The organism is Mucilaginibacter sp. cycad4, from assembly GCF_034263275.1.
In the GTDB taxonomy this organism is placed as follows: Bacteria; Bacteroidota; Bacteroidia; order Sphingobacteriales; family Sphingobacteriaceae; genus Mucilaginibacter.
On the sequence record NZ_CP139559.1, the window covers coordinates 4,877,915 to 4,900,661 of the forward strand.

At 42.4% G+C, this 22,747-nt stretch carries 20 protein-coding genes; 10 read left to right on the forward strand and 10 right to left on the reverse strand.

The window, feature by feature from the left end:
- The first annotated feature begins 89 nt into the window (after positions 1-89).
- A complete protein-coding gene (locus tag SNE26_RS19690; protein WP_321555610.1) occupies positions 90-941 on the forward strand; it encodes an AraC family transcriptional regulator in 852 nt (283 codons plus the stop codon).
- 34 nt (positions 942-975) lie between these two features.
- Here the strand turns inward: SNE26_RS19690 and SNE26_RS19695 are convergent, their stop codons facing one another.
- Together SNE26_RS19695 and SNE26_RS19700 are read right to left on the reverse strand one after the other, a co-directional pair.
- Positions 976-1,461 carry an adenylyltransferase/cytidyltransferase family protein gene (locus tag SNE26_RS19695; RefSeq protein WP_321555611.1) on the reverse strand — a complete coding sequence of 162 codons (486 nt, stop codon included), beginning with the start codon at positions 1,459-1,461 and terminating at the stop codon, positions 976-978.
- A 117-nt stretch (positions 1,462-1,578) separates the two neighbouring features.
- Entirely contained in the window at positions 1,579-1,998 is a 420-nt protein-coding gene (locus SNE26_RS19700) for a nuclear transport factor 2 family protein (RefSeq protein ID WP_321555612.1), read from the reverse strand.
- A 183-nt stretch (positions 1,999-2,181) separates the two neighbouring features.
- Here SNE26_RS19700 and SNE26_RS19705 point away from each other — a divergent pair, with 183 nt between their 5' ends.
- The 6 genes from SNE26_RS19705 (at position 2,182) to SNE26_RS19730 (ending at position 8,794) form a co-directional block, all read left to right on the forward strand.
- On the forward strand, positions 2,182-3,060 hold the full coding sequence (locus SNE26_RS19705) for a carbohydrate kinase (protein WP_321555613.1): 879 nt from the start codon (positions 2,182-2,184) through the stop codon (positions 3,058-3,060).
- Positions 3,061-3,249: 189 nt separating this feature from the next.
- A complete protein-coding gene (locus tag SNE26_RS19710) occupies positions 3,250-4,347 on the forward strand; it encodes a VWA domain-containing protein (protein ID WP_110585920.1) in 1,098 nt (365 codons plus the stop codon).
- Between the two features lie 97 nt (positions 4,348-4,444).
- Positions 4,445-5,950, forward strand: coding sequence for a sigma 54-interacting transcriptional regulator (locus SNE26_RS19715; RefSeq protein ID WP_321555614.1), 1,506 nt, complete (start codon positions 4,445-4,447; stop codon positions 5,948-5,950).
- 14 nt (positions 5,951-5,964) lie between these two features.
- Entirely contained in the window at positions 5,965-7,248 is a 1,284-nt protein-coding gene (locus SNE26_RS19720) for a metallophosphoesterase (protein ID WP_321555615.1), read from the forward strand.
- 31 nt (positions 7,249-7,279) lie between these two features.
- Entirely contained in the window at positions 7,280-8,170 is an 891-nt protein-coding gene (locus SNE26_RS19725) for a hypothetical protein (RefSeq protein WP_321555616.1), read from the forward strand.
- Positions 8,171-8,173: 3 nt separating this feature from the next.
- On the forward strand, positions 8,174-8,794 hold the full coding sequence (locus SNE26_RS19730; protein WP_321555617.1) for a class I SAM-dependent methyltransferase: 621 nt from the start codon (positions 8,174-8,176) through the stop codon (positions 8,792-8,794).
- Between the two features lie 236 nt (positions 8,795-9,030).
- Here SNE26_RS19730 and SNE26_RS19735 read toward each other — a convergent pair whose 3' ends face one another.
- From SNE26_RS19735 to SNE26_RS19755, 5 genes are all read right to left on the reverse strand, one after another.
- Entirely contained in the window at positions 9,031-9,966 is a 936-nt protein-coding gene (locus SNE26_RS19735) for an IS3 family transposase (RefSeq protein ID WP_321554647.1), read from the reverse strand.
- 8 nt (positions 9,967-9,974) lie between these two features.
- Entirely contained in the window at positions 9,975-10,376 is a 402-nt protein-coding gene (locus SNE26_RS19740) for a hypothetical protein (protein ID WP_321555051.1), read from the reverse strand.
- A gap of 160 nt (positions 10,377-10,536) precedes the next feature.
- Entirely contained in the window at positions 10,537-11,229 is a 693-nt protein-coding gene (locus SNE26_RS19745; protein WP_321555618.1) for a response regulator transcription factor, read from the reverse strand.
- A gap of 3 nt (positions 11,230-11,232) precedes the next feature.
- Entirely contained in the window at positions 11,233-12,879 is a 1,647-nt protein-coding gene (locus SNE26_RS19750) for a HAMP domain-containing sensor histidine kinase (protein WP_321555619.1), read from the reverse strand.
- Between the two features lie 7 nt (positions 12,880-12,886).
- Positions 12,887-14,749, reverse strand: coding sequence for a prolyl oligopeptidase family serine peptidase (locus SNE26_RS19755; protein WP_321555620.1), 1,863 nt, complete (start codon positions 14,747-14,749; stop codon positions 12,887-12,889).
- 184 nt (positions 14,750-14,933) lie between these two features.
- Between SNE26_RS19755 and SNE26_RS19760 the strand changes: the two genes are divergently transcribed.
- From SNE26_RS19760 to SNE26_RS19770, 3 genes are all read left to right on the forward strand, one after another.
- Positions 14,934-16,742, forward strand: coding sequence for a tetratricopeptide repeat protein (locus SNE26_RS19760; RefSeq protein WP_321555621.1), 1,809 nt, complete (start codon positions 14,934-14,936; stop codon positions 16,740-16,742).
- Positions 16,743-16,859: 117 nt separating this feature from the next.
- Positions 16,860-17,162, forward strand: a complete 303-nt coding sequence (locus SNE26_RS19765) for a DUF4286 family protein (protein WP_321555622.1) — start codon at positions 16,860-16,862, stop codon at positions 17,160-17,162.
- 171 nt (positions 17,163-17,333) lie between these two features.
- Positions 17,334-18,671, forward strand: a complete 1,338-nt coding sequence (locus SNE26_RS19770; RefSeq protein WP_321555623.1) for an IS4 family transposase — start codon at positions 17,334-17,336, stop codon at positions 18,669-18,671.
- Positions 18,672-18,911: 240 nt separating this feature from the next.
- Here SNE26_RS19770 and SNE26_RS19775 read toward each other — a convergent pair whose 3' ends face one another.
- The 3 genes from SNE26_RS19775 to SNE26_RS19785 form a co-directional block, all read right to left on the reverse strand.
- Positions 18,912-19,400 (reverse strand): molybdopterin-dependent oxidoreductase, encoded by a 489-nt coding sequence (locus tag SNE26_RS19775; protein ID WP_321555624.1) that lies wholly within the window; start codon positions 19,398-19,400, stop codon positions 18,912-18,914.
- Positions 19,401-19,411: 11 nt separating this feature from the next.
- Positions 19,412-20,554, reverse strand: a complete 1,143-nt coding sequence (locus SNE26_RS19780; RefSeq protein WP_321555625.1) for a cytochrome c peroxidase — start codon at positions 20,552-20,554, stop codon at positions 19,412-19,414.
- A gap of 123 nt (positions 20,555-20,677) precedes the next feature.
- Positions 20,678-22,684 (reverse strand): TonB-dependent receptor plug domain-containing protein, encoded by a 2,007-nt coding sequence (locus SNE26_RS19785; protein WP_321555626.1) that lies wholly within the window; start codon positions 22,682-22,684, stop codon positions 20,678-20,680.
- Between the last annotated feature and the right edge of the window lie 63 nt (positions 22,685-22,747).

Sequence of the window (22,747 nt, forward strand, 5' to 3'; positions counted from 1 at the left end):
TGGAAGATGGATTATCCTGTACAATGACCAAAATTTGCTCTACATTGATCATTTTATTTACCTTTACTAAACTTAATGCTCAATATAGCATGGATAAGATCCAGTTAGAGAAGATTAATTTTGAACCTGGTAAATCGTTCAAACTCTTTTCGCCCCGGCTTCGCAACACTTTTCTTTGGCATTATCACCCCGAATATGAATTGGTTTATGTGGAGGCCGATGCAGGGATCAGGCACGTAGGTTCACATATCTCAGGATATACCCAACATGACCTGGTACTTATAGGCAGTAACCTGCCCCACCTCAACTTTGATTACCGGCTGCGGAGCGAATATCACCAGATAGTGGTGCAGCTAAAAGAAGATTTCATGGGAACTGCAATAGGCATCACTCCCGAATTTTCGGCCATTGAGCAGCTTTTCAAAAAGGCCGCCAACGGTATTGCTTTTTATGGCGATACCAGGACTACGGCAATGCGAAAACTGAAACTTTTACCTGGTATGGATTCTTTTCAGCAATTATTGGGATTAATGGAAATCTTTAATATCCTGGCCGGTTCAAAAGAATTTACGATTTTAAACAATGACGAACCGAACCTGCAGTTCTTTTTAAAAGATAAGATCAGGATGGGGGCCGTTTATGAATATATCGGCAGCAATTACAATCTTAAACCCGATGTAAATGTAGTGGCGGCTAAAGTGAACTTTACCACAGCAGCCTTTTGCCGCTATTTTAAAAAACAAACTAAAATGACCTTCACCGATTTCGTGAACCAATACCGTGTTGATGTAGCCAAAAACCTGCTCATGCAGGATAAAAACGTTACTGAAACCTGTTACGCTGTAGGATTTGAAAGCTTATCATATTTTAATAAGCTCTTTAATAAAATAGTTGGCAAAAACCCATCTGATTTTAAGCGGGACTGGCTTGTTAAGGATTGACCGGGAATAATAGCTGTAAATACTGCCGCCAGAATTATTCAGCCTGGTTTTTATAGTAATCCTGAACCGCATCAGGCAAAAGATGCCAGTATGAAGCCGGCTCCTCCCTGATCTTTGCCGCCGGTACGGGTACAATTTTACAGGGCTCTTCGTAAATAACGCTTTCGCAATCTAAAAACCGGCCCATATATGCGCCATATGATTCGGATGCAAATATTACATCAATGGGTGGCAGGCTCTTTTTAAGATAGCTGGCCCAAAGGCGCGACATGTTTTCTATCGATTCGGCGTGGCCTGTTAGCATGGCCTCGTCATAACTTAATAATATCGGCTTAACCTTATTGTTGCCTGCATATGTTTGCTTAAGCCATTCCAGCCTCACCTCGCCCGGAATCGGCTCATCATCACTGGCTCCAATAACAACTTCCAATTCATCACAATGTGCAAGGGCATAATCAATTAAAGCCATATGCCCTATGTGCAGCGGCAAAAACTTCCCTATTACCAAACCTCTCTTCATGCAGTAGTATTAAATTAAAGCAATGGTTTGTGCGATTCCCTTTTCGAGAAGGGAACCGCTCGTCCCTTAAGCTTCCAAATCTTCATATAATTCCTTATCTCCAACTACTAATCTCACTCACGACGTATGATCACAAACTATTTTCCATTCGCCTTTGATTTTCCTGAACCACAACGTAAAATAGCCACCAGGCGTATCTTTTTCTCGGGTTAGTTTCCATCCACCCAAAACAAAGGCATTGGTTGCATCCAATACCTTTAGCTGTATAATATTGAAACTAAGCTGCCCCATGGCGGCCTTATCCGGATAAGTTTGCTTGTAATGATCAAGGGTTGTTTGCCAGCCGTAAACAGGCGCGGTTTTACCTACAAAAACCAGCGAGTCTGATTTCCAGTAGGTTTGCATAAACCCTTCTATATCGCCCCGGTTCCAGGTCTCTTCCTGTGTGTGCATTACTTTCAGAATGGCTTGCCTGCTCTGCGCAAAGCAACACGCGGCGGCAAGCATAAACATAAAACTCAGCAACATTCTTTTCATATAATAAAGATATACAATTTTCTGAACCACGATTTGGCCGATTAATGGATTACCTGATGTTACATTGGCAAAGTAAATCCATTAATCCGAAAAATCAATAAAATCCTGCTTTCAACAAAAAAACAAAATCCAACTTATTACATTATATTTGGGTTTCACCGGCGATAAAAAAACAAATTAACTATGGGAAATCAGGTATTGAGCTTCGGCGAAGTTTTATGGGATGCTTTTGGCGACGGAAAAAAGGCCGGCGGTGCCCCCATGAACGTAGCCCGGCATCTGGTGCAGCAAGGTGTAAAAACAGCGTTTGCGAGTTCGGTGGGTATGGATAATTCGGGCGATGCACTAATAGGCTTTTTAAAAAGCAATGACCTGTATTCGGACCTGATACAGCAGGATGATGAATTTCCAACCTGTGAAGTTACCGTGCAGCTTGATGAAAATAACACCGCCACTTATATCATTCCCCAACCTGTTTCATGGGACAATATTGAACCATCGGCCGCGCTTACGAAAGCGGCTCAGGCAGCCAGGGCCATTGTATTTGGCAGTTTAGCCTGCCGTACCGCTACTACCCGCGAAACATTGTTAAACCTGCTTGATGAAACCCCGGCGTTAAAAGTATTTGATGTTAACCTTCGCCCGCCGCATTATACATTATCAACTATTGAAACATTGGTTGCCCGGGCCGATGTAGTGAAAATGAACGAAGAAGAAGCCAACCTGCTCATAGGTGGCAGCAGTGCTTCCCTACGCGATCAAATCGGCGAGTTCCGTTCCAAATATCATAGTCAAACCATTTGTGTAACCCGCGGCGAACATGGCGCGCTGGTATGGCACGATCATGAATTTTATGACAGTCCCGGCTGCCCCGTAAAAGTAGCCGATACCGTAGGTGCAGGCGATGCATTCCTGGCAACTTTTGTAGCCGGCTTACTTTCGGGCAAACCTATGCAGCAAGTGGTTGACAGGGCCTGTTCTGTTGGCTCATACGTAGCCAGCCAGCGTGGTGCCAACCCGGTATATCCTCCTGAACTGCTGAATAGTTTGGCGTATATTTAGAAATTCGGATCTCGGATGTTCAATTTCGAATTTATTTTCAAAGTGGAAAATGACTTTTTTAAATCCGAAATTGAACATCCGAAATCAAAAATCTAATTGTCATACTTAACTAACAATTTATTTTATCACTTCCGCAGCGAAACTTTTCCTAAAAATATTCCGTTCCTTTATGTACAGAAAGGACAAAATATGCGCGGTTTTGGATTTTCCAAATTTAAGCCCAATCAAATCCCTAAAGGCGGATTTGATGAATTACTGAAATTATTCCTCGAATTGCTCAATTATACATCGGGCGATGCAGGCGAAGCTTTAGCCTGGCTTAACGAACTCGATAAACAGTATAACCTTACCAACGATGATTATGGCATGGGCGATTTCATCGACGAGCTGAAGCAAAAAGGCTATCTTGATGAAGACAATCAAAACGGCGAGTTCAAGATCACGGCAAAAACAGAGCAAAGCATCAGGCAGTCGGCGCTGGAAGAGATCTTCGGCAAGCTAAAAAAATCGGGCAAAGGCAATCACCGCTCACCCCAATCAGGCCAGGGCGATGAAAAAAATGCCGAGCGCCGCGAGTTTGAATTTGGCGACAGCCTGGATCAGATAGACATGACACAATCTATCCACAACGCCCAGGTTAATCACGGTATTGGCGATTTTATGATGACCGAACGCGATCTTGAAGTAGAGGAAATGGACTACAAAACCCTTACTTCAACCGTGCTCATGATCGATATTTCGCACTCCATGATTCTTTACGGCGAAGACAGGATCACCCCAGCCAAAAAAGTAGCCATGGCCCTTGCCGAGCTTATCCGCACCAAATACCCTAAGGATACGCTGGATATTGTTGTTTTTGGCAACGATGCATGGCCTATAACCCTGCAGGATTTACCTTACTTACAGGTTGGCCCTTACCATACCAATACCTATGCGGGTTTGGAACTGGCTACCGATCTGCTCCGTCGCCGTAAAACGCACAACAAGCAAATTTTTATGATCACCGATGGTAAGCCTACCTGCTTAAAGGAAGGCACCAGGTATTATAAAAACAGCATTGGTTTGGACAGGAAAGTGGTTAACAAAACCCTTAACATGGCTGCCCAATGTAAACGGTTAAAAATACCTATCACCACATTCATGATAGCTAAAGACCCATACTTGCAACAGTTTGTGCGTAAATTCACAGAAACAAATGGTGGCAAAGCATTTTACAGTTCCCTTAACGGTCTTGGTGAGTACATTTTTGAGGATTATATCAGGAATAGAAGGAAGACAGTCAGATAAATACTATTATTTGACGATTGGCCAATTTGAAAATTTGAAGATGTTTTAATTCTTCCATTTTCAAATTTTCAAATCATCAAATTTCCAAATTTAAAAAATGAGCAAATTATTAGATATAAAAACCCTCGGCCAGTTAAAGCAAACAGGCTACAAGAGCCGTTCGGTTAAAGACGAATTACGTGCCAACCTTATTGAACAGCTTAAAAAGCGCGAAGGCGGCTTTGAGGGCATCATCGGATTTGAAGATACTGTTATCCCTGATCTGCAAACTGCTATCCTGTCCCGTCACAATATTTTACTGTTAGGCTTACGCGGCCAGGCAAAAACCCGTATTGCCCGTTTGCTGGTTAACCTGCTTGATGAGTATATTCCTTATATTGAGGGATCTGAATTGTTTGACGATCCTTATAACCCTATCTCGTGGTACGGTCATAGCATCATCACCCAAAAAGGTGACGATACCCCTATCGGCTGGATCCACCGCTCTGAGCGTTATACCGAAAAGCTGGCTACACCTGATGTTACCGTAGCCGATTTAATTGGTGACGTTGACCCTATCAAGGCTGCTACTTTAAAATTAACCTATTCGGACGAGCGTGTGATCCACTTCGGTTTGATCCCTCGTGCACACCGCGGCATTTTCGTGATCAATGAGCTGCCCGATCTACAGGCGCGCATCCAGGTATCGCTGTTCAATATCCTTCAGGAAAAAGATATCCAGATCCGCGGTTTTAAACTGCGCTTACCATTGGATATCCAGTTTGTGTTTACCGCTAACCCTGAAGATTATACCAACCGTGGTTCGATAGTAACACCGCTTAAAGACCGCATTGAGAGCCAGATTTTAACGCATTACCCGCGTTCGGTTGAGATTTCACGCAAGATCACCCAACAGGAAGCATCCCTTACAGATGATCAGCGTATCGCTATTGAGGCAGATGGTTTGGTGAAAAACCTGGTTGAACAGATTGCTTTTGAAGCGCGTAACTCCGAATACATCGACAAAAAATCGGGCGTCTCGGCACGTTTAACTATTTCGGCCTATGAAAACCTGATCAGTAATGCGGAGCGCAGGATGATCATCAACCACGAAAAAACCACGTTTGTGCGCATTACCGACTTTTTGGGTGTAATCCCTGCCATTACCGGTAAAATTGAGTTGGTTTATGAGGGTGAGCTGGAAGGGCCGGGTAAAGTGGCCAACATACTGATAGGTAAAGCCATCAAAAGCTTACTGCTATCATTTTTCCCTGACCCCGAAAAGGCTAAGAAAGCCAAAGCCCCTAACCCATATGCAGCTATCATTAACTGGTTTGGCGATGGCAACAATGTAGCTTTGGTTGATGATATGCCTATGCAGGAATACAAAAAAGCCCTGGAAGAGGTTGTTGGGCTGAAAGACCTGGTAAAAAAGATCCACCCGCGTTTGGGCGAAAGCCAGCAATTGCTGCTGATGGAATTTGTACTTCACGGCCTGTCGGAGTTTTCACAATTGAACAAAGGTTTCCTGGATAATGGTTTCGCGTTTTCGGATATGTTTAACAGTTTATTTAACTTGCAGCCCGATGACGATGACCTTGATATTGACGACGACCGATACTAAATATATTGCGCTATATGATCTTTAAAGCGCTGAGTATATTATTCTGGATTATAATTGAGCTGCTGGCCGACCGGTACGTTTTATACGGCATCCGCGGCGCATTCAAAAAATGGCGACTGCTTCGATCAAAAGCATTCGCCATTTTTTATTGGGGCTTTTCGGCTTTATGTGTAGCCGCGCTTTTAACTGCCGGTTATATTACCATAGCAGGCACGGGAGTACGTGCTGCCTGTTTGCTGATAACATTTATCCTGCTCATCTGTAAATTCACTTTTATACTATTCATTTTTGCCGATGATATCAGGCGAAAAATTATTCTAAAACGGAAGAAAACTGCTCCTGCCGCTGCCGCTAATAAAGAACCTGCTGCCAACACAGATGCCATTCCCCGTTCCGAGTTTCTTCTAAAAGCAGGTTTACTTGCCGCAGCTGTTCCATTGGCTGCTATTAAAATGGCCATGCCCAGAGGGTCGTATGATTATCATGTACTGTATCAAACTATCTATCTGCCTAATCTGCCAAAGGCCTTTGATGGCTTAAGGATCGGGCAGATCTCGGATATTCATTCAGGCAGCTTTTATAATAAAAAAGCCGTGCTCGGCGGTGTTGAAATGCTGCTGAAAGAAAAAACCGACCTGATATTTTTTACCGGCGACCTGGTTAACGACGAGGCCTCAGAAATGACCAGCTACCAGGGTATTTTCACTAAAGTAAAAGCTCCCCTTGGTGTTTTCTCAACCCTTGGCAATCATGATTATGGCGACTACGGCGATTGGAATTCCCTGGCAGATAAAAAGAAAAACCATGATGACCTGATAGCCACCCACAAAAATATGGGTTGGAACCTGCTCATGAACGAAAACCGCCGCCTCAAAATTGATGGAGAGGAAATAGGAATCTTAGGTATCGAAAACTGGAGCGAATACAGCCGCTTCCCAAAATACGGCCGCATGGACCTCGCTGTAAAAAACACCGATGACCTGCCGGTAAAACTCCTGCTCTCGCACGATCCATCGCATTGGCGGGCCGAGGTATTACCTAAGTACCCACAAATTGATGCGATGTTTGCCGGGCATACTCATGGCATGCAGTTTGGTGTGCGTACCGAACATTTTCAATATAGCCCTATAAAATACGTTTATAACGAATGGGCTGGCCATTACCAGGAAAACAAACAACAATTATATGTAAATGTAGGCTTTGGTTTTGTTGGTTTAACCGGTAGAGTTGGAATATTGCCGGAGATTACGATATTTACACTAAAAGCCGGCATCGATCCTTCGCAACCCATTTCCTAAACGATCAGACACGGGCCGGCAGTCATTACCGATGAAGAAATTATTACAACCAGTTTTAGATTTCCTGCTCTTCAGTAATATTTTCATGTCGCTTTGTGCTGTAGCACAAGCTTTACTTACCTTTCATTTAATAGGATCAAAGCCAGTGTTTCCTGTTTTGGGTTTGTTATTCACTTCAACACTGGGTATTTACAATTTTTGTATCCTGATCACCAGGCCGGCCAAGCCGCAAAGATCGCCTTATAGAAGGGTACGCTGGTTTTTTGCACATTACAGGTTGATGGTAACCTTTACGATTGTTTCGCTGCTGTCACTGATCCCACTTTTCTTTATCATTACTACCGAATCAAAGATCCTGCTTATATTTCTCAGCGTTTTATCATTTGGCTATGGTTTGCCCTTGTTTAGTGTAGGCGATCACAAGTTTGGCTTACGAAACATTCCAGGTTTAAAGCCCTTTTTAATAACCCTGGTCTGGACAATGAGTTGTGTATTATTCCCGGTATTAGAGTCGATACATAACCATCTCACCGACATCACCATGCGCGATACTACCATACTCATAGCCAAACGTTTTTTGTTTATAGGAGCGCTGACCATTCCCTTTGATATCCGGGACCTTTTCGACGATCGTAAAGTGGGCCTAAAGACCATCCCGGTAGTTTGGGGCGAAAAAAATGCTTATCTGTTTTGCCAGGTATTGCTCACCGGCTACATTGTGCTCATGTTCCTGTTCAGGCAAAATGGCTTTAGCCTTGATTTCTTTGCACTCACACTTACCATGTTCCTTACGGGCTGGCTCATCTTCAGATCAGCCTGGGAAAAAAACGAGTACTATTATTTTTTTTACATGGATGGCGTACTGATTTTACAGTATGTAATTGTAGTAGTATTTAACGCTGTTAAATATTTTCTTCACTAAACCATGGCTGCCAATTATAATAACTCGGCATGGTTTTATGACCGGCTTTCAAGAATAGTTTATGGCAAAGCGTTGATAACCGCGCAAGTTTATTTATTAGGCTTTATTCGGCCGGAAAGTAAAATACTCATAGTTGGCGGCGGCACCGGTTGGATCCTGGAAGAGCTTGCCAAAATACACCCGGCAGGTTTAAACGTCACTTATGTTGAAATTTCGACCAATATGATTAGCCTCTCGCAAAAAAGGCAAACCGGCCAAAATGAAGTTGCGTTTATAAACGACGCTGTTGAAAACGTAAAGCTGCCACCTGACTTCGATGTCGTAATCACCCCTTTTTTGTTCGATAATTTTGTGGATGAAACCGTGGATAATGTTTTCGATCATTTGCATCACCTGCTTAAACCCGGCCGCCTCTGGCTCAATGCCGATTTTCAGCTTACCGGCCATTGGTGGCAAAATGTGTTGCTCAAAAGCATGTTTGTTTTTTTCAGGTTGCTTTGCGGGATAGAAGCCAGCAGGTTGCCCGCCATTGAAAAGCATTTTGATGCCGCAGGATACAGTGTAATTGAAGATAAAACCTTCTTTGGAGATTTTATTGTGGCGAGGGTGTATGAGAAAGCTTGACCCTTCCTTTCAAGCGTCATTGCGAGAAGCAAAGCAATCCCCTACTTTACAGAGAGGATTTGCATTACCGCTCTGCTCCATGAGGATTGCTTCGTTTCTTATAATGACATGATTGTAAGTAGCCGATATTATGTGCGTCCTGTCCCTCAGGGTCTCTCGCAGAGGACCCTGAGGGACACCGCCTTCTAAACATTGTCTCGTCCTAAAAAAAGTTTACATTTTATGAGATAGTCCTGTTATGTATTTACAAGTGTAGTGATGTCCTGTGATACGTTTACAATGTTAGTGTTTTTGCGATAATAGTTCTTCCACAATTTTTGAGGTAGCAAGCTTTTATCATGCACATGTTGGGGCGTTAGCAGACCGATACTGAAGTGTGGCCGGTGTTTGTTATACAACTCGATAGCTCTATCCAGTAATTGTTTTGCTTGTTGCTTATTCTCAGGCCGGTGATGCTTAAGATATTCTTCTTTAAGAATGCCGTTCATTCGTTCAGCAACGGCATTCTCTAATGGGTCACCGTTCTCGGTCATACTGATCTTGATGTATCTGTCCTGTAATAGCTTTACATAGCTTTCTGTGCAATATTGCACTCCCCGGTCCGAGTGATGTATAAGTGCCTCCGGCAATTGTTCAGGCAGGTCTTTTAAAGCCATTTTCAAGGCCTGTATCGTTTCGATCGTTTCTAAGGTATCAGCCAAATGATAGCCAACTACTTTGTGCGAATAAGCGTCCGTTATCAAACTGATGTACAAATGTTCTTCTTTTACTTTCCAGTAGGTGATATCGCTTACCCACAGTTGGTTAGGCCTGACGACCTCCAGGCTGCGTATGATATTCGGCCATCTGTTGAACCGGTGACCCGACCAGGTCGTCACATGCCGCCTGCGGCGTTTCTTTACTAACAGTCCATTAGCTGACAACAGGTCGAACAGTGCATCCCGTCCCATTTTAATGCCATGATCAAGCAAAAAAGGGTGCAGCTTTTCATAAAGCTTCCTGCCACCCATTGCCCGGTGGTCTTGGCGAATGCTGACAACCTCCTGCAATATAAGTGTATCCTCTATTCCAGATGCTTCTTGTTGCCAAAAGTGCTGATAATAGGCCTGACGGGTAATACCAAGTAACCGACATAATCGTACAAGGCTGATCCTTGTATACATGTCTTTCATCTCATGGATCACTTGGTATCCGACTTTTTTCGGATAGGAATATTAAGATCACGTTCAGCAATCTCGATCATACGCTTGTACATTTCACTGCGAAGCTGCTCATCTTCAAGCTGACGTTCGAGTTCTTTGATGCGTTGTTGTTCTTGCGACAAGGCACCTGTAGGCGGATCTTTATGGGGCTTCTTTGCGGGCAAGGATAGTGGTTTTACTGATGACAAATATCTGTCTTTTTCCGAAACTTCTGCATAACCTAACTTCTGCATCCAACGCGTTATGCCACTATGTATCTTGATATCATATTTCCTCAACAACGCCTTTTGACTAACACTGCCAGCCAAATACTCTTTGATAACTGAATGCTTAAATTCAAGTGAATAATGTCCTTTTCCATCAATAATGATCTTTTCCATGTAGTTTATTTTTGTGTAAACTCATTTCAGGACAAGACACATCTACCAGGATAATAAGAACAGCGAACCGGCATGACGTATATATCAGGGTCCTCTCCGAGAGACCCTGATGGGACGGTGATGGGTACTCGTAATGACGGGTATTTTAGATTATTGTCGATTACTGGTTATAAACAAACTTATACCCAATGCCTCTTACGGTTTGTAAATACTGCGGCGAATCGGCATTGGTTTCTATCTTTTTACGCAGGCGAACGATGTGCATATCCAATGTGCGGGTATTTACGTCAGCGTTGTAGCCCCAAACTTCCATCATCAGTTCCTCGCGGTTTATTACCTTGTTCTTGTTTTTAAGGAAGTAAAGGAGGATCCTGTTTTCGAGAATGGTCAGCTCGATCTTCCTTCCGTCGCGAATGAGGAGGTGCGTGTTGGGCAGGTGCTCCATGTTGGCAAAACGGTATGATTCTGGCTTTTCGCTATTCAGGGAAAACTTGATCTTATTTTCAATCATGGCCACCAGCACGTCCATATTATAAGGCTTGGTGATATAATCAGATACCCCAAAGTTATAAGCCTCTATTTTATCAACATCCTGGGCTTTGGCGGTCATCATGATGATGAGGCTATCAAAACCTTTTTCGCGGATATTTGCGCAAACTTCCGAGCCGGGCTTACCGGGCAGCATCCAGTCAAGCAATACAATGTCAGGCTGTTCGGCCAGTATCATGGCTTCAGCTTCATTACCGTTGCCGGCTTCCAGTACTTTGTAACCTTCCGACTGCAAACGCTCTGCAACCAGGAAACGCAGGTTCTCATCATCTTCAACCAGCGCTATTTTAATTTCTTTGTTCATATCTTAATGTTCGTATGGAAGCGTAACTAAAAATTCCGAGCCTTCGTTAACCTTACTGTAAACAGTTATATCGCCGTTCATAAAATTAACCAGTTCTTTACAAAATGCCAAACCCAGGCCAACGCTCCCGTTTTGATTGTATTGGTTCTCTATCCTGTAAAACTTCTTAAAAACGTTATTCAGTTCATTTTTTGGTATCCCTATCCCCTTATCAGCAAATGAAAACACAATATTGCGTTTTTCCTGTGAAATATTGATGAACAACTCCTTTTGCTGAGGGTGCGAATACTTGTATGCATTTTCAATAAGATTTTGAAAAACACTCCCTAATAATACCGGATCGGTATAAAAAGTTTCAACCTTATTGATTTTAAATTTAATATTAAAATCAGCATACTTTATTTTAAAGGTATCAATATACCGGCTAATAAAGTTCTCTATATCAATTTCTTCCTGTTTAAGGGTAATGGATTTATTTTCAATTTGGGTAAACGAAAGCAGTTTATTCATCAGCTCGTTCAGCTTATCAGCTTCTTCATCCAGTATTTTACCATAATGGCGGCGCTGCCTTTCGGTAAGCTCACCATCGCTGCGCAAGTTTGATCCGGCTATCTTAATTACACTTACAGGAGTCTTAAACTCATGAGTAAAGTTGTTAATAAAATCATACTGAAGCTTAAACAGCTTCATATTCACGTTCAGGTTGCGGTAAATAAGCCATCCTATCAGCATTAAAAACAGGGTCATTAACAGTACTATAGCTCCAATGGGCATAAAGCGGCGGTTAATCTCGGCAGTTAAATACCCCTGCGCCGAACTGAAAAACAGCTTATAATCAGAAAAAGCAACCGGCAATGGTACTTCCGTTATCAGTTTATCGCCCTCACTGTCAATAGGATCATACACTACAGGCTGGATGGATACATTTTCGTACAGCTCGGGGTGCGTATTTTTTACCTTCATCAGGTATGGGTCGAGGTAAAAGGTCATCATGTTTTGCTTGTATGAAGCCCCTTTGCTGTTACCCAGCATTTGCATGTCACGATAAATACGTACATCTTCGCGCCGCAGCACGTTGGTATAACTTATCTTGTCGGGTTTCACATCCCAAAAAGCCTTAAAAAGTTCATCCTGGCTTGATACACGTGACGTATCTGAAAAAGCGATATAATTACTCAGCTTAATGGCCATCTCCCTGAAATCATCTTCATTGACCGTTCGCCGCTGCTCGGCCCCGTAAACCTTATCGTTAACGTGCCAATACTGATAAACCGCCTTAGCAGCTATATTCAAATTATTTTTGCGTACGGTCATAGTAGTTGTGCCGCCAATGAGGGCATCATAAAAGACAACCCGGCGCACAAAATTATAATCATGAAAAACAGAGGCTGCATATTTACCTGCCGATGCCGAGTCAAGAAAACCCTGGTATGAGGTTATCTCAGGGATCTTATTCTGAAAAAACTCATAATAAGGTTTAATGGTTTGTTCCAATACCTCTACCTTTTTTGAGGCAAACTCATTTTCAACATACTTGGCAGTGAGATTATAAGATATAAACAGGGCCACCACAAAAGTTATGGATATGAACACCAGGAATATGGTGATCAGCGTAAAATTTTGCCGGTAAGCGTTTTTCTGTACTGCCATATCGGCTTTATGGTTTAACCCGCATATTCTTATCCAAAAACTTCTCTATTTCGGCATACATTTCCATACGGTTATGTTCGCTCCTGAAATATGCACGTTCATTGGGTTTTAAAAAGTATTTCACATCAACGTTCCGCTTGCGCAGCTCGCGCACAAACTGGTTAAGCTCACTGATATTTGCCCGCTGGTCTTTAGCACCCTGGAATATGATTAAAGGCACCTTAATTTTATCGGTATGAAAAACCGGTGAGATTGCCCTTAACTGGTCGGCGTCTGTTTCAGGGTTACCAACCATTTCGTAAGTCATTTTTAAATATGGCTTAACAAATGGCGGGGCGTCTTTGATATAGGTAAAAAAGTTAATAAGCCCGTATTGAACTACGGCGCAGTTATATAACTCCGGATGAAATGAAACGCCGTAAAGTGCCGAAAAACCACCAAAACGACCGCCAAAAATGGCAATCTTTTTAGGATTTGCAACTTTAGTATCGATGAGCCAGTGTACCCCATCGGTAATATCATCCTGGATTTTGCCGCCTACCTGTTTATAGCCCGCACTACGGAATGCTTTTCCATATCCTGTTGAACCGCGGTAGTTAACCTGGAAAACTGCATAACCACGATTGGCTAAAAACTGCACCTGGTCATCATATCCCCAAGTATCCCGTCCCCACGGGCCGTCATGCGGCATCACTACTACCGGGTAGTTTTCACTTTTGTTACCCCGGGGCAGGGTTAAATAACCATTTATCAGCAAGCCATCACGTGCATGGTATGATATAGGCTTCATAGCACACAGTTCTGCGGGCACCAGGCTCGAGTTTATGTCGCTTAACTTGGTTAGCTTACCACTGTTTTTTTCAAAAAGATAATACGAGCCGGGGTTACGGTCGGTATAGGTATTCAATATAAATTTGTTCTCCGAACTATCGCGATCAACCACCCTGATCTCATTATCCTTAAGCTGTTGCTGAATGGTTTTGTACATTTGCTCAACATCAGCCGCAAGAAAATGCTTGCGCGGCATAGATTCATCCCATCCGGTAAACTCTATCCGGCGCTTATTTTTTGAGTATTCAAAACTGGTAATGTCCGCTTTGCTGCAGCTAAAAATTGTCCGCTCTTCTTTGCCATCCTCGGCATTGATCTCAACCAGGGCCATCTTGTCGCGGTTTACGTTTGAGAGTGCATAGAAGTAATTTTTAACTCCGGTAAAAGCTATGGGTTTTACTGCATTCTTAAAATTATTTTCGATAATGGGCTTAAAAGGTTTATCCTCATCCGGGCGAAATAAAATGGTTTCATTAACCCCGTCTGATGCCCTTTCCAACCTGATCCTGCCATCGGCATCGGCAAACCATTCGGTAATATTACCCGGGTTGAGCAGGTAAGTCTTCATTTCGCCTGTTTTTACGTTAAGCCGGTAAACGTCAAAATTGCCTGGATCACGTTCATTGGTTTTAATGGTGATGATATCGGGCTGCTGCCGGTTGCGGTTAACCAGGCCTATCCTCACGTTGCCAAGCGATAATATAGTGCGACTTTTGTCGGTAGCTACATCAAAAGCGTACATCTTTACCGAATCGGTAGCTATCAGGTCCTGCGAAAAAACAAGCTGGTTATTATAGGTCCAGAAATAATCACCGCGGATAGAGTAATCCTCAAATTGGGTAACCATCCGCTCCTTACCATCGGCTAATGATTGTATAAAAATATTCTGTTTGTCCTTAAATGGCTTTAGGTATGATACATATTTACCATCGGGTGAAATGCGGTAGAAACTTCTTTCGGGTGTTTTAAAAAAGTCAATAATAGGAATTTGCCTTATCTTGTTCCTGTTGCAGGAAAAGAAGGCGATGATGCAACTCACAATAAGAAAAAATCTGACCCGGCCAAGCATAGCTACAATTACCCTATTTTATTAATTGAGTCAAATTAGATAAATAAGTTCGATGTTATCAAGATGTCACTACAATTTTACCCTTATATGCCGTTATATAAATAATACGGTAAACCAGCTTAATCAATCCTATTAATTGATTATTTTTGAACAGATGAGGGCTTTATATATTGTTATTATTCTTGCTTTTTGCTTTAGCACACGGCTGCTTGCGCAGGACAATGAGCTGCTGCTGGCCAAGCAATACAACGCAAATGGCGAACCGCAAAAAGCACTCGAAATTTACCAAAAACTATACAAGCAAAACAACGAAAATTATTACAGTGTATACGTAAATACACTGCTCAATCTTAAGAAATTTGACGAAGCCGAAAGCATCACTAAAAAGCTGATCCGCCGCCATCCTGATGACCACCAATATGCTATAATGCTGGGCAATATTTATACGCAGCAGGGCAATATGGGCAAGGCTGACGCTATTTATGATGACCTGATCAAAAGTCTCCCTGCCGATCAGGGCGAGATATCAGCCTTAGCATCACAATTTTACCAAAGCGCTAATATTGATTATGCGATCAAAATTTTTCAGCAGGGACGGAAACTGCTTAAAAATGATAACATGTTTACTTATGAGCTTATTAACCTTTACCGTTTTAAGCGCGACAAAATATCACTCACCGACGAATACCTGAACTTTTTACCTCAAAACCCCAATTTCATAAACCAGGCCGAAAATGCTTTTTCAAACGTATACGAGGGTAGTGCTGATTATGATATGCTTAAAACAGCTTTGCTGAGGCGCATTCAGAAAGATCCGCAACAAACCATCTATGCCGATCTGCTCACCTGGCAATACCTGCAGCAAAAAGAGTTTGACCTGGCCCTAAACCAGGCGCTGGCCCTGAGCCGCCGGCAAAACGATGATGGTAACAGCATTTATGAGCTGTGCCGTACTTTTATTGGCAACGAAGCTTATGACGAAGCCATCCGCGGGTATGAATACATTATCAGCAAAGGAAAAACAACGTCCTTATACATCCCGTCAAAGATTGAGTTAATCAACACTAAAAATCTGAAAGTAACATCTGGCAAATACCTGCCCGAAGATTTACTTGGACTTGAAAAGGATTATAACGATCTGCTTACCGAATTTGGCCGCAACAGCAGTACTGCTTTCGCTATGCAAAAGCTGGCCAACCTGCAGGCTTTTAAACTGCACAAACTAAAGGATGCCCAAAAACTGCTGGAAGATGCGACAAAAATCAGCGATATCAGGCCTACCCTGTTAGCCGATTGCAAACTCGATTTAGGAGACATTTACCTGCTCAACAACCAGCCATGGGAAGCTACCCTGCTTTACAGTCAGGTTGAAAAGGATTTTCCGGCCACTGCCATCGGGCAGGATGCTTTATTCAGAAATGCGAAAATGGCCTATTATACAGGTGATTTTACCTGGGCAAAAGGGCAATTGGATGTGCTAAAAGTTGCAACGTCGCAGTTAATAGCAAACGATGCGCTTAACCTGCTGTTGCTGATCCAGGATAATCTTGCTGCCGATAGCAGCGGGGCGGCGCTTAAAATGTACGCCCGGGCCGATCTTCAGATCTTTGCCCAAAACACAGAAAAAGCAGTAATGATACTGGACAGCATTGGCAAAAAGTTCCCCAATAATGCTTTAGAAGATGATATCATGATGTCGAAATCGCGCATTCTGATCCAGCAAAAAGATTATGCCGGCGCGGTGCCCCTGCTGAAAAAGATACTTGAACAACACCCTGCCGACCTGTGGGCCGACGATGCCGTATTTATGTTAGGCGATATTTATGAAAACAGGTTAAATGATAAAACCACAGCTAAAAACTACTACCAGAAAATCATAACCGATTACCCAGGCAGCCTCTGGATCAATGAAGCCCGTAAACGTTTCAGATTGTTAAGGGGCGATAAACCGGATGCGTCTTAAGTTTAGTGAGTAGTTGATTAAGTTAAGTAGAGAGTGGTTTTCTAATTACTTTGAGTCGGCCAACCATTCACCTAATCAACTACTCACTCAATCAACTTAAATAACTAATTTTACAGCATGATTGTATACAACGATACCATAATAATTGACGAAAGCATTCACGACGAATGGCTTAACTATATCAAAACCATCCATATTCCGGCTATAATGGCTACCGGGCATTTCAGCTCGTACCGCATCCTGACTGTTATTGATTCGCCTAATGAAGGGGTTACTTATTGCATCCAGTACAATGCAGATAGCATTGATCATTTTCAGCAGTTTTACATGAACCACCTGCACAAGTTCCAGGCTACCCACCAGGAAAAATTCAACGAAAAGTTTGTGATGTTCAACACCCTGATGGAAGAGGTGGAGTAAATTAATTGTGCCAGAGATTCAGTGCGCTGACGTCGTGTACCTCTGGCCAATGTCATTAAGTTAAGGGAAAATAGTTGAGGGTTAGTATTCTTAAGGAAGAAAAAGGGAATAAAAAGGATTGTAGTAAGTAGTTTTGAATCGACTAAAACACAAAACACCACTACAACCTTAATGGCCAGGACCGAGATAAAAATAGGAATAAAAATTATTTCCGAACTAAAAAGCTTTGTTTCTTTAATTGTCCAGAACGAACCTCTGTTGAATAATTTCAGAAAGTCTGAAAAAGACTTCACCCGAAATAGAAAACTCCCCTTTGAACGACTTGTTTTACTTATAGTTAAGCTCTGTAAGAAAACACTTAGCATAGAACTTGAAAAGTTTTTTGAAGAATTAGGAGGTCAGAGTCCCTGCTCAGTAAGCGCCTTTACCCAACAACGTATAAAATTAAAAGCATCTTTCTTTTACTGGTGGAACAATGTTCTATTAAGCAGTTATTACCATCATGCGAAGCAGGGGGATATAAAACGTTGGAAGGGTTTTCGGGTAGTTTCCGCAGATGGTTCTAACGTCAGTTTAGTAAACACACCTGTGCTAAGCAATTATTTTGGAGGTGCAAGCAATCAGAGTGGGTGTTTCGTACAAGCAAAGACATTTTACCACTATGACGTGCTGAATGAGCTTGTTCTGATGTCCCGGATCATGCCTTATCGTTATGGTGAGGTACCAATGGCTTATGATGCGATAGAACAACTGAAAAAAGATATGCTGGTTATTTATGACCGGAATTTTTGCAGTTATAAGATGTTTGCCTTGCATCTGTGGGCTGAAGAGGAAATCAAATTTGTCATCAGGGGAAAGAATGATCAGAATATGATAAAGGATTTCATAGCAGGAGGTAAACACACGGCCATTGTTTACTTAGCCCCTGTAACTACAGCTATCAAATCATTAAAAGAGAGTGGGTTTATCACAACCAATAAAACATTATTAAAACTGAGATTGGTACGGGTAGAACTGGAAAACGCGGTAGAGGTGCTGGTAACCAATCTTTGGGAAGAAGAAGGTTATCCCAATAGTGAATTTAAGGCGCTTTACTTTTTGAGATGGGGCGTAGAAACTAATATATCGATTCAGAAAAATATCCTGCAATTGGAAGCTTTCAGCGGCCTAACCGTTGAATCGGTTGAGCAGGACTTTTATGCAACTGTATTCATGACCAACCTACATGCTGTTTTAATAAAAGATGCTCAAGCATCGGTAGATAATAATCTGATAAATAGAAAATATCCCATGAAAGTGAATAAAAATAAGTCCTTTGGAAAGTTAAAGATTAATTTAGTGGCTATTTTCAACGACAATAATGCCGATCACATTTTAGAGGTATTACACAAACATTTTATCAGAGATATATTGCCCGTGAGAAAAGATAGAACCTTTCCACGAGTCAGAAAAAACAGGCAAACAAATAGTAAACACCGAACTTATTCTAACTTTAAACCAGCTTATTAACCCTTAACTTAATGACATTGACCTCTGGCACACTAAAAAAATCCTTTTATTTTATTTTCTACAAACCTTTAGCACCTCTGGTGCTGCTTATCAATCCATTTAATAGGATTACTTCTTAATGACCACGATAATTTGGCAATAATTCCAAATTCGTATAATTCGATTAATTGTCGTTCGTTTACACGACATTCGTGTATAAATTTTTCTCTATTATTTTCAAATAGATTGCCCCTACACATTCTACTTCGCAAACATAACCTTCATTGCAGTTACCTGTTTTATACAACGTGCCGGCTTCTTTTCATCCTGAACAATAATGCGGAAGGGGCCGTCAGCCGGGGCTAAGGGCTGTCCATCAATTTTATCAGCAAGAATGATGGCACGGTCGGTAAAACCCTTGTCCAGTTCGGCGAGGGCAAATAGCACCTGGTAACCGTCACTGGCTTCTACTAAAAGGTATTTAGCCAGGTTTTCGCCGCGTAATTCGGGGCCTAAAGTAACACCTGCTTTTGCTAATATTTCAGATACTGTCACGCCCAAATAAGTATGGTCTTTTCCATCGCGATCTTTACGGGTTACTGTTGTTTGCTTGTATTGTTGCAGATCCGCCCTGCCAATGGTTAGCGGATTTGTTACTTCTCCGGTTACTTTTACTACTGCTTCTTTTGTTTGGGCCCGGGTCGCTAAACCGGCTATCAGTAACAACAATATAAGGGTATATTTTTTCATGTGTATGATGTTTAATTTTTTGTTGACTGATGCGGATCTGCAAACCGCTTATCGGTTATAAAGGTAGAATCGGTAAGCATATTCAGAAAGGCTATCAGTTGTTTTTTTTCTTCAGGCAACAGTTTCAGCGAATGCCCTCCAACTTCGTTTGATTCGCCCTGTAAAAAAGCACTTAGCGATACCGATTGCTTAATATGTTCGCTGTAATGGTCTACAACTTCATCAAGTGTTTTAAAACGACCGTCGTGCATATACGGTGCAGTTAAGGCAATATTACGCAGTGTTGGTACTTTAAAACGGCCCCTATCGGTAACCAAGCCGGTAAACGCGGCCATGCCTTCATCTTTTGAAATGCTATCAAGGCCGTTATTATGAAAAAGCTCGAGATAGGTTTTTGGTCCGCCGTGGCAATGAGTACAATTAGCGCCGCGGATCCCTTTTTCCGGATCAGGGCCCCGGTTAAAAAGCTCCATTCCTTTCAGTTCATCGCTGGTTGGTTTATAAGCATTGCGCAGATAGCGATCATAACGCGAATCCGCCGAAATCAATGTCCGCTCAAATTGCGAAATTGCTTTTACTATACGTTCGCCGGTTATGGTACTATCGCCATAAACAATTTTAAAAAGGGTGGGATATAGCTTGGTGTTGCTCAGTTTTTGTACAGACACCTGTATGGATTGCCCCATTTCATGCGGGTTGGTCAGCGGAAAAGCAGCCTGCTCTTCCAAACTGGCAGCCCGGCCATCCCAAAAGAATTTACGGGTCCATAGCAGGTTAGCCAGCGACATGGAATTACGTGTTGCCAATCCATTATTAACACCTACGCTTAAAGCCCGGCCATCAGTAAATGCTTTTGATTGCTGGTGACAACTGCCACACGATATAGTGTTGGTTGCGGATAGTTTAGGTTCGTAAAAAAGTAAACGACCTAAATAAACACCCTGCTGCGTGGTGGGATTATTGGCAGGTACATTGATGCGATTGCCGAAATTGGCAGGGTAATTAAATACATAATCGCCCATGGGGACAACCGGCCCGGTGCCGGTATATGCTGTTAAACCGGCAACAATAAGTAAAAGGCAAAGCACGAACCAGACTTTGCCCTTGCGCAGGAAAAATGGTAGTTTATGCTTTGCCTTTCGATTATTTTTCACGTTGATTTTACAAAACCGTCGTTGCCAGGTACGCAGCAATCCCAAACTATACAGGGCGGATCTGCTAATCGGGGATTGCTTCGTACCTCGCAATGACGTGGGATTAACTGTTGTACCTTAAAATTAGTAGTTAAAAATCACGTTGGCAAAGTAATTTCTGCCTATTTCCGGGTAGCCTTCAACCAATGTGTAATTCCTGTCGAAAAGGTTGTTAACACCGCCTTCAACAGCAAACCCTTTAACTAATGTGATATGTGCTTTTACATTGGTTAAATAAAACGCTCCGGAGATTGTACCGTAGCTGGTGCTGTACCTTTTTGAGTTATACTCTTCAGATGCCAGGATATACAACTTGGCAAGCGGCGAATATTGCAAGGATGCAAAAACCTTGTTTTTTGGCACATCAGTAAAACGGATCTGCGGGGCCGAAAGGTTATTGCGCACTATCAAAGTGTAATTAGCGTCAACCCTTAGCTGCCGAATAATAGGATAACCAACTGCAAACTCGGCACCATAGTATTCAGCACGGCCAACATTCTGCACCTGCGATTGATTAGTTTTAGTCACCGGATCAACTGCTACGTTATTTACTGTTTGGATACTATTGTTGATCTTGCTGTAAAAACCAGATGCCTGCACCGAAAGTTTGCCGCCAATGAGCGAGTGATAGCTCAAGTCATAATTCAGTGCGTCTTCTGCTTTCAAATCCGGGTTAGGAATGGCAGTGCCAAATTTAAAGGAATAGCGGTCTTTAATAGTCGCGAACCTGGTTTTACGTGCTACCGAAAAGCTTAAAGAGTTGGCATTGTCAATATCATATTGTATCAAGCCCTGAACATTCCAGGCGCCGTTGCTATTAGCCGGCAAATCGCTTATAGTGCTATTGGTATATTGTTGTGCCTGGGTGCTGCGCCTGTCGTTATAGGCTACGCCTGCGTTTACCTTTAAGGCTGATGTTATATGGTAAGTATCTTCGGCACCTATGTAAAAATTGTTATCAGCATCGCGGCGGGTCGGCTCGCCTATGTTATGCTCCCGGTGCACATCCTGCTTAAAATGGGCTGCCACACTGAAGTTGTTATTCTTGAGGTCGGTATTTTCAAATGTTACGTTGCCGCCTAAAGTATAATCGTCATAAATACTTCTGAAAGCGTAGGGTTTGGTTATGGTGTTGTATGATGCGTTATCATAACTGTCAATCTCGTTCTTAAATTGGTCATAATACCAACGGCTTTTGATCACGTTGGTACTGTTGATCTTGTTGTTGCTTAACAGGTACAAGCCGCGAGTGTCCCAGTTTGGCCATTTCCAGTAACGCGGGCTTTTAAATAATGAGTTTTGTGTATCATCGCCAGCATAAACAGGTGTACCTTTTGTACCATGATGATAGGTATAACCTATTGCATATTCCTGTGACGCTGTAGGGGTAAAACCAATTTTTCCGCTCAGGTCAACATCATTACTATATGAGTTATCACGGTGACCGCCATCTTCATTTTTAACGGGTATAAACTTTGATGATAATGGAAAGTAGTCGCGTTTTAATTGTGAAGCCGATACCTGGTAATAAAACTTGCCAAAAGTTCCGCCTATGTTGGTATTGAGCCGGTAGCCACCGCTCAGGTAGCCGGCAACAGCATTCAATTCAAATGACTTTACTGATTTACGACTGATGAGGTTGATAGCGCCGCCTTCGGCATTCGGGCCAAACAGTACCGATGAATATCCTTTTGATACGTTGATTTCCGATAAGTTGAAGGTATTGTACCGCGCAAGGTCTACATAGCCATCGTAAGGCACATAAAGCGGCACACCATCAAGGTAAACCGGGACCTGCCTGATATCAAAACCACGTACATTAATGGCCGATTCGTTTCTTGGGCCAACGGCTGTTAGGATAACACCAGGTAACAGGTTCAACGCATGAGAAACATCATACCGGTTATACAGATTAAGGGTGTGGATATTGAGCTTGCTTGATCTTACGCTGTCTTTTAGGCCAACGATATTTACCTGCCCGAGATTAAAAACACGTTTGCCGGTATCTGCTGATTGAGCAGCAGCTATATCAGGACCAAACATTATTAAAACACTAAAAAACAGAACTAAAATGGGTAATTGTTTCTTCATATGATAATTATCGTTATATTTTAAAAAACATAACGCAAAAATGCAGAATAGATTCGATAAATC

Bases quoted from the DNA above. Each gene is read 5' to 3' on its own strand.
- SNE26_RS19690 (WP_321555610.1), top strand. From the start codon at position 90: ATGGATAAGATCCAGTTAGAGAAGATTAATTTTGAACCTGGTAAATCG.
- SNE26_RS19695 (WP_321555611.1), bottom strand. From the start codon at position 1,461: ATGAAGAGAGGTTTGGTAATAGGGAAGTTTTTGCCGCTGCACATAGGG.
- SNE26_RS19700 (WP_321555612.1), bottom strand. From the start codon at position 1,998: ATGAAAAGAATGTTGCTGAGTTTTATGTTTATGCTTGCCGCCGCGTGT.
- SNE26_RS19705 (WP_321555613.1), top strand. From the start codon at position 2,182: ATGGGAAATCAGGTATTGAGCTTCGGCGAAGTTTTATGGGATGCTTTT.
- SNE26_RS19710 (WP_110585920.1), top strand. From the start codon at position 3,250: ATGCGCGGTTTTGGATTTTCCAAATTTAAGCCCAATCAAATCCCTAAA.
- SNE26_RS19715 (WP_321555614.1), top strand. From the start codon at position 4,445: ATGAGCAAATTATTAGATATAAAAACCCTCGGCCAGTTAAAGCAAACA.
- SNE26_RS19720 (WP_321555615.1), top strand. From the start codon at position 5,965: ATGATCTTTAAAGCGCTGAGTATATTATTCTGGATTATAATTGAGCTG.
- SNE26_RS19725 (WP_321555616.1), top strand. From the start codon at position 7,280: ATGAAGAAATTATTACAACCAGTTTTAGATTTCCTGCTCTTCAGTAAT.
- SNE26_RS19730 (WP_321555617.1), top strand. From the start codon at position 8,174: ATGGCTGCCAATTATAATAACTCGGCATGGTTTTATGACCGGCTTTCA.
- SNE26_RS19735 (WP_321554647.1), bottom strand. From the start codon at position 9,966: ATGAAAGACATGTATACAAGGATCAGCCTTGTACGATTATGTCGGTTA.
- SNE26_RS19740 (WP_321555051.1), bottom strand. From the start codon at position 10,376: ATGGAAAAGATCATTATTGATGGAAAAGGACATTATTCACTTGAATTT.
- SNE26_RS19745 (WP_321555618.1), bottom strand. From the start codon at position 11,229: ATGAACAAAGAAATTAAAATAGCGCTGGTTGAAGATGATGAGAACCTG.
- SNE26_RS19750 (WP_321555619.1), bottom strand. From the start codon at position 12,879: ATGGCAGTACAGAAAAACGCTTACCGGCAAAATTTTACGCTGATCACC.
- SNE26_RS19760 (WP_321555621.1), top strand. From the start codon at position 14,934: ATGAGGGCTTTATATATTGTTATTATTCTTGCTTTTTGCTTTAGCACA.
- SNE26_RS19765 (WP_321555622.1), top strand. From the start codon at position 16,860: ATGATTGTATACAACGATACCATAATAATTGACGAAAGCATTCACGAC.
- SNE26_RS19770 (WP_321555623.1), top strand. From the start codon at position 17,334: ATGGCCAGGACCGAGATAAAAATAGGAATAAAAATTATTTCCGAACTA.
- SNE26_RS19775 (WP_321555624.1), bottom strand. From the start codon at position 19,400: ATGAAAAAATATACCCTTATATTGTTGTTACTGATAGCCGGTTTAGCG.
- SNE26_RS19785 (WP_321555626.1), bottom strand. From the start codon at position 22,684: ATGAAGAAACAATTACCCATTTTAGTTCTGTTTTTTAGTGTTTTAATA.